The organism is Gordonia sp. Z-3 (assembly GCF_036233855.1).
Taxonomy (GTDB): domain Bacteria; phylum Actinomycetota; class Actinomycetes; order Mycobacteriales; family Mycobacteriaceae; genus Gordonia; species Gordonia tangerina.
This window is the reverse complement of sequence record NZ_JAZARS010000001.1, coordinates 119,800-131,208: the sequence shown is the minus strand read 5'-3', so window position 1 is coordinate 131,208 and position 11,409 is coordinate 119,800. Positions and strand designations below refer to the sequence as shown.

13 protein-coding genes are annotated in these 11,409 nt (G+C 66.9%); 7 read left to right on the top strand and 6 right to left on the bottom strand.

Annotated elements, in window-relative coordinates; all coding sequences use genetic code 11:
• Positions 1–15: 15 nt before the first annotated feature.
• Genes VX037_RS00520 through VX037_RS00510 form a run of 3 tightly spaced genes read left to right on the top strand, consistent with a single transcriptional unit; the run spans position 16 to position 2,100 of the window.
• Positions 16–258 (top strand): MbtH family protein, encoded by a 243-nt coding sequence (locus VX037_RS00520; protein ID WP_235724964.1) that lies wholly within the window; start codon positions 16–18, stop codon positions 256–258.
• Complete coding sequence (locus VX037_RS00515; protein WP_266061525.1) at positions 236–1,321, top strand: ABC transporter ATP-binding protein; 1,086 nt, start codon at positions 236–238, stop codon at positions 1,319–1,321. The genes VX037_RS00520 and VX037_RS00515 overlap by 23 nt, the downstream gene beginning before the upstream one ends.
• Entirely contained in the window at positions 1,321–2,100 is a 780-nt protein-coding gene (locus VX037_RS00510; RefSeq protein WP_235724962.1) for an ABC transporter permease, read from the top strand. Before VX037_RS00515 ends, VX037_RS00510 begins: the two co-directional genes overlap by 1 nt.
• A 374-nt stretch (positions 2,101–2,474) precedes the next feature.
• Here the strand turns inward: VX037_RS00510 and VX037_RS00505 are convergent, their stop codons facing one another.
• Together VX037_RS00505 and sigK are read right to left on the bottom strand one after the other, a co-directional pair.
• Complete coding sequence (locus VX037_RS00505) at positions 2,475–3,278, bottom strand: anti-sigma factor (protein WP_328712863.1); 804 nt, start codon at positions 3,276–3,278, stop codon at positions 2,475–2,477.
• Entirely contained in the window at positions 3,271–3,849 is a 579-nt protein-coding gene (sigK, locus tag VX037_RS00500; protein ID WP_235725614.1) for an ECF RNA polymerase sigma factor SigK, read from the bottom strand. The genes VX037_RS00505 and sigK overlap by 8 nt, the downstream gene beginning before the upstream one ends.
• Positions 3,850–4,029: 180 nt before the next feature.
• Here sigK and VX037_RS00495 point away from each other — a divergent pair, with 180 nt between their 5' ends.
• Positions 4,030–4,995 (top strand): alpha/beta hydrolase, encoded by a 966-nt coding sequence (locus VX037_RS00495; protein WP_328713031.1) that lies wholly within the window; start codon positions 4,030–4,032, stop codon positions 4,993–4,995.
• A gap of 29 nt (positions 4,996–5,024) precedes the next feature.
• On the opposite strand, the gene VX037_RS00490 is transcribed toward VX037_RS00495, so the two are convergent.
• Together VX037_RS00490 and VX037_RS00485 are read right to left on the bottom strand one after the other, a co-directional pair.
• Positions 5,025–5,339, bottom strand: coding sequence for a LuxR C-terminal-related transcriptional regulator (locus VX037_RS00490; RefSeq protein ID WP_328713029.1), 315 nt, complete (start codon positions 5,337–5,339; stop codon positions 5,025–5,027).
• A 310-nt stretch (positions 5,340–5,649) separates the two neighbouring features.
• Positions 5,650–6,330: a response regulator transcription factor gene (locus VX037_RS00485; RefSeq protein WP_328713027.1), complete on the bottom strand. Its 681-nt coding sequence runs from the start codon at positions 6,328–6,330 to the stop codon at positions 5,650–5,652.
• 280 nt (positions 6,331–6,610) lie between these two features.
• On the opposite strand from VX037_RS00485, the gene VX037_RS00480 reads away from it, so the two are divergent.
• Positions 6,611–7,372 (top strand): acetoacetate decarboxylase family protein, encoded by a 762-nt coding sequence (locus VX037_RS00480; protein ID WP_328712861.1) that lies wholly within the window; start codon positions 6,611–6,613, stop codon positions 7,370–7,372.
• 155 nt (positions 7,373–7,527) lie between these two features.
• Positions 7,528–8,541: a pirin family protein gene (locus tag VX037_RS00475; protein WP_287015705.1), complete on the top strand. Its 1,014-nt coding sequence runs from the start codon at positions 7,528–7,530 to the stop codon at positions 8,539–8,541.
• Between the two features lie 7 nt (positions 8,542–8,548).
• Here VX037_RS00475 and VX037_RS00470 read toward each other — a convergent pair whose 3' ends face one another.
• Entirely contained in the window at positions 8,549–9,229 is a 681-nt protein-coding gene (locus VX037_RS00470; RefSeq protein ID WP_287015704.1) for a CE1759 family FMN reductase, read from the bottom strand.
• Positions 9,226–10,335: an LLM class flavin-dependent oxidoreductase gene (locus tag VX037_RS00465; protein ID WP_266061517.1), complete on the bottom strand. Its 1,110-nt coding sequence runs from the start codon at positions 10,333–10,335 to the stop codon at positions 9,226–9,228. Before VX037_RS00465 ends, VX037_RS00470 begins: the two co-directional genes overlap by 4 nt.
• A gap of 130 nt (positions 10,336–10,465) precedes the next feature.
• Between VX037_RS00465 and VX037_RS00460 the strand changes: the two genes are divergently transcribed.
• Positions 10,466–11,023, top strand: coding sequence for a DUF4878 domain-containing protein (locus tag VX037_RS00460; RefSeq protein WP_287015702.1), 558 nt, complete (start codon positions 10,466–10,468; stop codon positions 11,021–11,023).
• Positions 11,024–11,409: the final 386 nt, after the last annotated feature.

Genomic DNA, 11,409 nt, shown 5'->3' with positions numbered 1-11,409 from the left:
CAGCGAGGAGGACCGATGACCAATCCGTTCGACAACACCGAAGGCGTGTTCCTGGTACTCGTCAACGCCGAGAACCAGCATTCGTTGTGGCCCGAGTTCGCCGCCGTCCCCGATGGCTGGACCACGGTATACGGCCCGGCCGGCCACGACGACTGTCTTGCCTACGTCGAGGAGAACTGGCGGGACATGCGACCCGCCAGCCTGATCGAAGCGATGGAACGAAGGGAGCAGGCACATGGGACGACACGCGATGCCTGAGCGGGGCACCGACGTCGCACTCCGCCTCGACGGGGTCACCAAAACGTTCCGCTCCGGGATCTTCGGTCGGGGACCGCGAGTGGAGGCGCTACGCGGCATCGACCTCGAGGTGTCGTCGGGCACCGTGCATGCGCTACTCGGCCCCAACGGCGCCGGAAAGACCACCACGGTGCGCGCGGTCGCCACGCTGATGCGGCCCGATGCCGGGTCGGTCGTCGTCGACGGTGTGGATGCACTCGCAGAACCGGACACCGTGCGCGAGATGATCGGCGTGTCCGGCCAATACGCGGCCGTCGACGGCAACCTGACGGGGTTCGAGAATCTGCGGATGGTCGCCCAGCTCTACGGGCATCGACGGAGCGTGGCGTCGCAGCGGGCGCGGGCGATGATCGCCGATCTGCGCCTCGAGGATGCAGCCGACCGACCGATGCGCACCTACTCGGGCGGTATGCGGCGACGGCTCGACCTGGCGGGTGCCCTCATCAACGAACCATCCCTGGTCATCCTCGACGAACCCACCACGGGCCTCGACCCTCGCGGACGCCGCCAGATGTGGGATGTCATCACCGAGCAGGTCGCGGCCGGTACCACCGTGCTGTTGACCACCCAGTATCTGGAGGAGGCCGACGCACTCGCGGATGAGATCACGGTGATCGACCAGGGCGCGATTCGCGCCCAGGGCACCGCTGCCGAGTTGAAAGCCACGACCGCCCAATCGATTCTGACTGTCGAACTCCGCGGACGCCACGACGAGGCTCGAGTGCGCACCGCGCTGACCGAGGTCGGACTGAGCGCCCCGCATCACGTCGACGCCCAGACCTGGACCGTCGCGGTCGCCGACGGCACCCGCAGCGCGGTGGCCGCCGTCCGGGTATGCGATGCACTCGGCATCGACGTGCTCGACGCAACGGTGAGCACCCCGACTCTCGATGACGTGTTCCTCGACCTCACCGGCCGCGGAGATACCGACGGCAGCGATCCTCACGGCGACCGCGATCCGGGCGGCGGCGCGTCGTTCGAGCACGCCGCCGAAGCCGTCACCCAACGATTGGAGCGTGTCTGATGTTCGCCGACACCGCAGTGATCATCGAACGAAACCTGTTGACGGTCCGCCGCATCCCCACTCTGCTGATCAGCGCGACAATTCAGCCGTTGATGTTCGTCTTCCTGTTCGCGTATGTGTTCGGCGCGACGTTCGGCGGGGGCTCCTATCGGGAGTTCCTGATGGCGGGGATCTTCACCCAGACGGTGGTGTTCAATGCCGCGATCACCACCGTCGGGCTCGCCAACGACATGTCCGACGGCATCATCGACCGACTCCGCTCGCTGCCGATGTCACGTCTGGGGGTGATCGCCGGTCGGGTGAGCTCGGACATGCTGCTCGGCATCCTGGGGCTCGCGGTGATGGTGGCCTGCGGGCTCGCCATCGGCTGGCGGGTGCGTGGTAGCGCCGCCGACGCCGCGATCGCCTTCGGCATCATCGTGTTGTTCGCGCTGGCAATGGCGTGGATCGGTGCCGTCACCGGACTGGCCGCACCCAATGTCGAAGTGGCGCAGAGCATCGGCTTCTTATGGATGTTTCCGGTCACCTTCCTCTCGAGCGCGTTCATCTCCGCGCAGAGCCTGCCTGGCTTCCTGCGTCCCATCGCCGAGTGGAATCCGGTGACCGCCGTTGCCACGGCATGCCGGCAGAAGTTCGGCAATGCCTCGCCGCCGGACTTCCCCGCCCCTACCGGTTGGGTCGCCGAGCACGCCGTCGGCTATTCGATCGGCACCAGCGTGGCGATCCTCGCCATCTGTGTTCCGTTGTCGCTCATCTTGTATCGGCGTTCGACGCGCTGACGGTTGAAGTGGTCTCGATACGTCACTCACTCCGTTCGCGACTACTCGACCAGCGATGGAATCGCCCAGCCACGCCGGGGCGCGTAGCGAGACCACCGGCAGAATGGCCTTTCACCCGCGAGACAACCCTCCGCTGGTCGAGTAGCGACCGAGGCGCCAGCCGAGGCCGCGTATCGAGACCACACCAGAACGGCCTTACACCCGCGAGACCACCCTCCGCTGGTCGAGTAGCGACCGAGGCGCCAGCCGAGGCCGCGTATCGAGACCACACCAGAACGGCCTTACACCCGCGAGACCACCCTCCGCTGGTCGAGTAGCGACCGAGGCGCCAGCCGAGGCCGCGTATCGAGACCACCGCCGCCGTGGCACACCGTCTACAGCTGCACCTGCGCCAGGATCGGTGTCGTCGGCTGCGGCGACCCGCCCTCCGGTTCCACGGTGACCGCCAGAACCGTTGCCGAGTCGAGGTTCTCGACCAGCGTCGGATCGTCGGCGCCCGTCGACGGGATGAGACCCGCCGACACCGGTTGATCCTCCTTGCCGACCAACCAGAGTTGGAACTCGCGGTCGGAAGCAATGGGGTTGTTCAGATCACGCAGCAGTGCCACAGCCTGATTGCGCTCGCGTGAGGTGACGACCGACATGGTGCCGCGATCATCGTCGAGCTGTTGTGCGGCGAGTTGGGCGTCCGGTGCGGTCAGCACGTCGAGTGCCTGCTGCCCCGCAGCGGTCACCGTGGGCGCCGCCGGGTCCGGTGCGGTACCGCGTCCGATCACCACTCCGGCGCCGAGCGCCACCACGATCGCTGCTGCCGCGGCGGCGATCACCGCGGCCCGTCGGCGGCTGCGTGCTCGGTCGATCGGAATCGGCGCGGGCGCCGAATCGGCCGTCATATCACCGCTGGGTCCGTCGGACGATACAGCGTCACCACGCCCGTCGGACACCGCAAAGACATGGTCGAGCACCCGCGCACGCAGGTCACCCGGGGCATCGATTGCATACGAACTCGCGAATTCCACCATCGCCGCGCGCGTCTCGGCAACTCGCGTGTGGTAGATGCGCCGCTCGACCTCGCTCAGGTCCGCCAGTTCACGTTCCACGCGGTCGTGTTCGGTGGGCGGCAGTACCGCGACGGCATACAGTTCGATGTGATCGTCGAGCCAGTCGGTGTCAGACATGATCTCGACCTCTCAGACAATTGCGAAGCTTGCGAAGTCCGTCGCGAATACGCGTCTTGATGGTGGGCAGCGGAGTCGACATGTGTTCGGCGACCTCCGGATAGGTCAAGCCGCCGAAATAGGACATCTCGATGCTGTCACGCTGCAGGACACTCAGCGTGTTCAGACACGTCCGCAGTTCGGTGTTCTCTTCGCGGGCCACCACGATCTCCAACGGCACCGCCGACGCGGGCGCCTGATTGCTCGACTCGTATTCGGTGGCCTTGCGGTGATGCACCTCCTCGGATCGGACCCGATCGACAGCGCGCCGATGAGTGATGGTCATCATCCAGCTGATCACCGAGCCACGGCCGGGGTGATACTGGTCGGCCTTCTGCCAGAACTGCAGATAGGCCTCCTGAACGATCTCCTCCGCGTAGTTCCGGTCCCGGACGACGCGCAATGCCAGGCCGTAGACACGGCCGCTGGTGAGGTCGTACAAGCGGGTGAATGCACCGCGATCGCCGAGCGCGGAATCCGCGAGCAGGGTACGCAGGAGATCGGGATCGTCGGCCGCCCCCGTGGATGTCATCCCTCCACGGTAGCCAAAGCGGTCCGGGGCAGACCGGGATCACGGCGGGAGAACAGCACCGGAGGATCGCCCGCTAGACTTGGGCAGCCACCCAGCCATGGGTTTTCGGCGAGTGGGGGTTTTCGGCGAGTGGGAATGGATTGGGGCATCGTGGGGAGACATCAGCGTCTGATCGTCGGGATGTTGTCGGTGATTGCGGCGGTCGTCGCAACGGTGGGTGTGGGTACGGCATCGGCCGCACCGGCATCGCGCATCGTGAGCACCTATGACGACGATCCGCAGCAGGTCACGCTGCTCGTCTACTCGGCGGCGATGAACAAGAACATCCCGGTCACCGTGCTCACTCCCCGTGATCGGTCCACGCCCAGCCCCACGCTGTATCTGCTCAACGGTGCCGGCGGCGGCGAGGATTCGGCGACGTGGGACGCACGTACCGACTACAAAGAGTTCTTCGCCGACAAGGATGTATACGTCGTCACACCGATCGGCGGCGCCTTTTCGTACTACACCGACTGGCAGCGCGACGACCCGGTGCTCGGCCGCAACAAGTGGCAGACCTTCCTGACCAAGGAACTGCCCCCGCTGATCGACGCGCAGTTCAACACCACCGGGCGCAACGCCGTCGCCGGCATCTCGATGGCCGGCACGACGGTGTTCAACCTCGCCATCGCCGCCCCCGGCCTCTACCGCTCGGTGGCCGCATTCAGCGGATGCGCCCGGACCAGTGACCCGGTGGGTCAGCAGTACATCCGGTTCGTCACCGCCGACCGTGGCGGCGGCAACCTGGAGAACATGTGGGGTCCCCTTGACGGGCCGGGGTGGCGCGCCAACGACCCGTATCTCAACGCCGAGAAGCTGCGGGGCACCAAGATCTACATGACCTCGGGCACCGGGCTGCCCGGCACCCACGAACGCCTCGAGGACCCCTTTGTCCAGGGTGATCCGTTCTTCCTCGCCAATCAGGCCCTACTGGGTGGCGCGATCGAGGTGGCGATCGATCAGTGCACGCGTCAGATGGCCGGCCGCCTCGCCGAGCTGCGCATCCCCGCCGACGTCACGTTCCGAAACACCGGAACCCATTCGTGGGGCTACTGGCAGGACGACCTGCACCGGACCTGGCCGCAGATCGAACGCGACCTACGCTGACTTCCCCGGGTTCCCCACCCCCGGGGGACTCACCAGCTGTCGAGGCTGGTGTAGCCGTCCTGTAGTGCGCGGGCCAGCAGATGCGCCTTGGTCGGCGCTTCCCGGCCGACACCGGAGTACTTGGCGCGGATACGGGCCAGGTGGGTACTCACCGTCGACGCGGAGATGAACAGCGCAGTCGCCGCCTCCTCCTTCGACTCAGCCGCCAGCCACGCGAGCAGGACCTCGACCTCGCGCGACGAGAGTTCCGGTCGTCGTGGGTCGGGCATCGTACCTTCCGCTTGACGGTAATCCGACAGTCGTGTCACCCGCGCGTTCAGCCCCACGGCGGCAGGCTGGGCCATATCGTCGGGACCCGCTGGGCGGGCGGGTGTCGAGCGGCCCGGATACGGCGTATGCGAATGCGCGGTCATCTGTCTTCCTTCGCTCGGCACCAACATTTCCCGCTGATGCGGGCGCTCCAGTCCCCCGACAAGACCGCACCACAGAAACAGCAGGTTAGGCGATCACCGCCGCGCGGTGTAGACCCAGAACTGGGGACACCGATGCCCGTCAGGTCCAGCGCATAGAGTCGGAGCCAGCGCTCCGGGCCGCGGCGATGTATGGATTCACCCACGCGTACCGAGTGAGACGGGATGTGACATTCACCCCGCCTTACTCAGGTGTGCGCCCGATACCACCTCTGCGTGAGGATCGGTCCGGTGCCGGGGCGGGCCGTCGGCCGGGGAGGGGCAGCCAACCGTCCTCGACCGCGCGCTTGAACAGATCGAGCTTGGTCCGGGTGGGACGCCCCGCGGCGGCGTACTTCTGCCGGATTCGCTTGAGGTACTCGTTCACCGTTTCCGCGGTCACCCCCAGAGCGGCACCGACTCCGGCCGACGTCTCGCCGGAGGCGTACAGGGTCAGCACCCGCTGCAGCTGTGGACTCAGATCGACCGCGGCGAGGTCGGGGTCGGCATCGATGGCTGCCGCCCACTCGGTGGTCAGCACCGCATGTCCGGAAGCCGCCGTTCGGATCGCATCGACGATCTCACCCTCCGAAGCGGATTTGAGGACCACGCCAAGAGTGCCCGCCCGCGCGGCGGAACGGAGCAGATCCGGGTGTTCCCCCGAGGTGTAGACGACGGTCCCGATGCCCTCTTCGGTGAGCCGGGCGACGTTCTCACCCGGGCTCGTGCCGTCGTCGAGCCGCAGGTCGAGGATGACGATGTCCATCGCGATACCCTGCGCCAGCAGTCCGTCCACTGTGGACGCCGAGCACACCAATTCCAGGTCGGGTTGGCGGTCGAGAATCCGTTCGATTCCCCACACCGGTGAGGGATGATCGTCGACCATCCCCACCCCGACCACCGACCGGTCCGCGGTTGCCACCCGTCCTCCCTCCGACCACCGGTATGCGCACGCGCAACGCCCAGAGTGCCGACGACCCGACGTCACCAACGCCTTCCGACAACCTTGTCACAGCGCCGCGAGTGCGCGGTCGCCGATGGCGCGTAATTCGGCCGGATGTCCGACCCACCGAGCTCACCGGGTGGAACCGGCCCACCGCCGGTTCGGATCTGACATGCTGACGGAAGCAAATGAGAACATGTTCCAGTTTCGAGGAGACCTATCGATGTCCCAACCCGGGTCCACCCATGACGTCCTGGGCACCGCCGTCTCGATGCCGGTCGAGATCCGCAATGCTCGGTGTTTTGTCGCCGGATTCACCGCTGACGCCGCCGCGGTGGCCCACGCGATGCGGTCGGCTGGCCCGGCGGCGCCCGAGCTGCGGCCGTTGCGCCTGCGACCAGGCCGGACGATGTGCATGCTGGTCTTCGTCGACTACATCGACGGCGACCTGGGACCGTACAACGAGTTCGGCGTCTGCTTCCTGGTCGAGGAGCCCGGCCGGCCGGCCGCATCGCCGGCCTCCGCGTTGCGCTCGCTGGCCCGCGGCGACGCCCGTGCACTCATCCACCACCTGCCGGTCGACGGCGACTTCACCCTCGCCGCCGGCCGGGGCATCTGGGGCTTCCCCAAGACCCTCGCCGACTTCGACGTGGACCACGACTCCCCCACCCGCCACGGCAGGGTCTCCGCGGATGGACACCTCATCGCAGACCTCACCACCCGACGCGGCATCCCGGTGCCCGACAACGCGAAGGACACCGTGCTGAACGCGTACTCCCAACTCGACGGGGTGCTGCGGATGACGCCGTGGAAGCTGACGTCCACCGCCGGCACCCGCACCCGGTTGGGTGGTGCGCGCCTGACCTTGGGTGACCATCCGATCGCCGCCGAGTTGCGGACACTACGCCTGAGCCGGCGCGCGCTGATGACGACATCGGTGGATCGACTGACGATGACGTTCGAGGATCCGACAACCATCTCCTGAGCCCGGCGCCCCTTCCCGAGCCCCCGCCCCAGCAGACCGCAGGCCGAGTGAGGCGAACGTGTCGCTTTCCGCGACGTTCACCTCACTCGCCGACGACACCGGTCTCGCTACACTGACTCCGAGGAACCCGGACAACACGTGGAGCGGCCGCACCGATGAGCAACCTGGAGACGCGTCCCGACGAGATCGATTGTCGCTCAACTGTTCACCGCGGCGACGCGGGAGCCGAAGGGACCGTGACGGTCGAGGTGCTCGCCGCCCGCGACGTTCCGTTGGGCGGCCCGCGCGCCATGACGGTGCATCGCACCCTGCCTCAACGTCGCCGTTCGTTGATCGGCGCATGGTGTTTCGCCGATCACTATGGTCCCGACGATGTCTCGGCGACCGGCGGGATGGATGTGCCACCGCACCCGCACACCGGGTTGCAGACCGTGAGCTGGCTGTTCTCCGGCGAGATCGAACACCGCGACACCATGGGCAATCACGCGATGGTGCGCCCGGGGGAACTCAACCTGATGACCGCCGGACACGGAATCGCACACACCGAGGTGTCAACACCCGACACGACGATCTTGCACGGCGTTCAACTGTGGGTGGCGCTGCCCGAGTTCGCCGCCGACACCCCGCGAGATTTCGCCCACCACATCCCGTCGGCGTTCCACCACGACGACGTCGAGATTCGGGTATTCCTGGGCGAACTCCTGGGTGAGCGGTCACCCGTCCACACCTTCACACCCCTACTCGGCGCGGAACTGCGGCTGCCACCCGGCGCCCAGATCGAGCTACCGGTCACCACCGCACACGAGCACGGTCTGCTCGTGGACGCCGGGGTGATCCGCGTCGTGAATTCCGCGGCCGAACCCCTGCAACCGACCGAACTCGGCTACATCGGGCTCGGTGCGACGGCACTATGCCTGCGCAACGAGTCCGACGAACCGGCGCGCGTGATACTGCTCGGCGGCGCACCGCTCGACGAGCAGATCATCATGTGGTGGAACTTCCTCGGGCGCAGCCATGAGGACATCGTCGCGTTCCGTCAGCAGTGGACCGAGCACAGTGAACGATTCGGCCAGGTCGAGGGCTACTCCGGTGACGTCCAGCATCTGCCGGCGCCTACGTTGCCGAACAGCCGGCTGAGCCCGCGGCACAACATCCCGGGCCAGGCGTGAGCGACCGTCAGGGTTGCTGACCGAGCAGGCGCGCGAAGTTCGCGATACCTGCATCCTCGGCCGAGGACCGTACCCCGTTCTCGGTACGCTCCGGCTCGGGAGCCGGTACGCCCGGCGCGGATGGTCGACCCACCGCGGCCGCGAGTTCACCCGCCGCCCGCCGGATGCGATCGCCGAGCGCCGCAGTGTCGCCGGCCGCACCGGCCCAGTCCTGCGCTGCCGCGTACACAGCAGTCGGCAGCACGATCGCGCGCAGGTAGGCGAACAACGGACGCATGGCATGGTCGAGCACCATCGAGTGTCGTGGGCTCCCGCCGGTGGCGGCGAGCAGCACCGGGGTGCCCCCGAGCTTCTCCACGTCGACCAGGTCGAAGAACGACTTGAACAATCCGCTGTAGGACGCGTTGAAGACCGGCGTGGCGACGATGAGTCCATCGGCCTCGTAGAGCCGCTGCAACGCCTCGCGCACCGGGTCGACTGCGAATCCGGTGGCCATCGAACGGGCGATGTCGGTGGCGAGGTCACGAAGATCGATCACCGTCACGTCGACCGCACCAGCCCCGGTCCCGTCGTCGAGGGCTCCGACGACGGCCTCGACCAACCGATCCACGAGCAGGCGCGTCGACGACGGATCGCCCAGTCCGGCATTGACGGCGACGATCCGCCGGGGAGTCCGAGCCGCGGTCATACACTCGCCTCTTCGCGCGTGTCGCCGGCCGCGGCTGCGGTGCGCGCAGCCACCAGGGAGGCGTGGGTCGGGGCGTCGGGTACCGCGGCGGGTCGGCCGGCCTCGAAGCCGGCACGCAACTGCGGCAACACCTCTCCCAACTCGTCGAGCTGGGACAGCACCGTCTTCAGCGGCAGCCCCGCGTGGTCGACGAGGAACAGCTGTCGCTGGTAGTCGCCGAAGCTCTCCCGGAACGAGAGGGTCTTGTCCACGAACTCCTGAGGGCTCCCGACGGTCAGCGGCGTCTGCTCGGTGAAGTCCTCGAGCGAAGGGCCGTGACCGTACACCGGCGCGTTGTCGAAGTACGGGCGGAATTCCCGCACCGCGTCCTGCGAGTTCTTCCGGATGTAGAACTGGCCGCCCAGGCCGACGATGGCCTGCTCGGCTGTGCCGTGTCCGTAGTGCTCGAACCGTTCGCGATAGAAACCGATGAGTCGCTGGAAGTGTTCTTTGGGCCAGAAGATGTTGTTGGCGAAAAAGCCGTCACCGTAATACGCGGCCTGCTCGGCGATCTCAGGGCTGCGGATCGATCCGTGCCACACGAACGGGGCCACGGAGTCCAATGGCCGTGGCGTCGACGTGAACGACGTCAGCGGAGTGCGGAAGTTGCCCTCCCAGTCGACGACGTCCTCACTCCACAGGCGGTGCAGCAGGTGATAGTTCTCGATGGCCAGCGGGATGCCCTGCCGGATGTCCTGACCAAACCACGGATAAACCGGCCCGGTGTTGCCGCGCCCCAGCATCAGGTCCACCCGACCGTCGGCGAGGTGTTGCAGCATGGCGAAGTCCTCGGCGATCTTGACCGGATCGTTGGTGGTGATGAGCGTGGTGGCCGTGGACAGCTGCAACCTCTCGGTCTGGGCTGCGATGTAGGCGAGCGTCGTCGTTGGTGACGACGAGAAGAACGGCGGGTTATGGTGCTCGCCGAGCGCGAAGACGTCGAGGCCGATGTCCTCGGCCTTCTTCGCGATCTGCACGATCGCCTTGATCCGTTCGTGCTCGGTGGGCGCGACCCCGGTGGTGGGATCGACGGTGATGTCGCTGACGCTGAAGATTCCGAACTGCATTGTCGCGCCTCCTGCGCACTCGGCGGATGTGTCATTCAGTCTAACCGGACCACGGTCCGATTAATTCCGCGGTGCTGCCGCCCGACAACCATGAGTTAGTGTGGGCTTACTCAAGAGGAGGAGACGAAATATGAAGGTTCGCAAGCCCCTTGCCGCGGCAGTTCTCGCCGCCGCCACCGTCCTGGCCACGGCCGCCTGCTCCGAGGAGGCGTCGGACACGGCCAGCAGTGTTGCCAACGACGCGTCGGCGGCGGTCGCCTCGGCGGCCGGTGACGCAGCCAGCCAGGCCCGCGATGCCGTCAGCGGTGCGGTCAGTTCGGCGAAGGATGCGGTGATCGGACTGAGCACCGAGGACGCCCAGAGCACGCTGCGCACGGCGGTGGACCCGGCGAGCACCACCGAGCAGGTCGAAGGAGCCGTCGACACCAACAATCCGGAGACGATCAGCGCGCTGCAGACCTATGCCGAGACCTCCAGCGCCGCCGGCTACACGCCCGACGTGTACACGGTCAAAGAGGTGACTGAGCAAGGCTCGAGCACCGCGACGGCGACCGTTGCTGTCGCCAGCCCGCACGCCCCGGCACCGGTGGACATCCAACTGAATTATGTGCGTGTCGGCACCAACTGGAAGCTCACCGCGGACGCGGTCGACACGCTGACCAGCATGGGCGGTCAGCACGGCGGCTGAGCTTCAACCGATCATCGGCTTGCACCACGCTGTCGCCGCGTCCGGAACCCGGACGCGGCGATTGTCGTCGCACCTATCGTTATCGCTATGTGATGTTCTTCGGGTGCAGTGGAGGCAGAGCGTCGGGCAACCGTGCCCGGCAATCGTGCAGGACCAGCACCATGTAGACCCAGCACCGTGCAGCGCCGCGTTCGTTCGTGCAGTACTGGAGATCGAACAGAACCGATGATCGGCCACCCGTGGGCCGCCGGCCAGGAGGGTACGCCATGCGGGAGACCGATCACCCCACCGAGTCAATACCGCCCGCGTTGACCGATCGCATCGCCCGGTGGCCGCTCGAGAACATCGACACACAGCTCCCGGAGACCGGCGAATCCACAATCGAG

Coding starts and splice junctions, on each gene's coding strand:
- VX037_RS00475 (WP_287015705.1), top strand. CDS start 7,528: ATGAGCAACCTGGAGACGCGTCCCGACGAGATCGATTGTCGCTCAACT.
- VX037_RS00495 (WP_328713031.1), top strand. CDS start 4,030: ATGTTGTCGGTGATTGCGGCGGTCGTCGCAACGGTGGGTGTGGGTACG.
- VX037_RS00505 (WP_328712863.1), bottom strand. CDS start 3,278: ATGTCTGACACCGACTGGCTCGACGATCACATCGAACTGTATGCCGTC.
- VX037_RS00490 (WP_328713029.1), bottom strand. CDS start 5,339: ATGGCCCAGCCTGCCGCCGTGGGGCTGAACGCGCGGGTGACACGACTG.
- sigK (WP_235725614.1), bottom strand. CDS start 3,849: ATGACATCCACGGGGGCGGCCGACGATCCCGATCTCCTGCGTACCCTG.
- VX037_RS00480 (WP_328712861.1), top strand. CDS start 6,611: ATGTCCCAACCCGGGTCCACCCATGACGTCCTGGGCACCGCCGTCTCG.
- VX037_RS00460 (WP_287015702.1), top strand. CDS start 10,466: ATGAAGGTTCGCAAGCCCCTTGCCGCGGCAGTTCTCGCCGCCGCCACC.
- VX037_RS00510 (WP_235724962.1), top strand. CDS start 1,321: ATGTTCGCCGACACCGCAGTGATCATCGAACGAAACCTGTTGACGGTC.
- VX037_RS00465 (WP_266061517.1), bottom strand. CDS start 10,335: ATGCAGTTCGGAATCTTCAGCGTCAGCGACATCACCGTCGATCCCACC.
- VX037_RS00515 (WP_266061525.1), top strand. CDS start 236: ATGGGACGACACGCGATGCCTGAGCGGGGCACCGACGTCGCACTCCGC.
- VX037_RS00470 (WP_287015704.1), bottom strand. CDS start 9,229: ATGACCGCGGCTCGGACTCCCCGGCGGATCGTCGCCGTCAATGCCGGA.
- VX037_RS00520 (WP_235724964.1), top strand. CDS start 16: ATGACCAATCCGTTCGACAACACCGAAGGCGTGTTCCTGGTACTCGTC.
- VX037_RS00485 (WP_328713027.1), bottom strand. CDS start 6,330: ATGGTCGACGATCATCCCTCACCGGTGTGGGGAATCGAACGGATTCTC.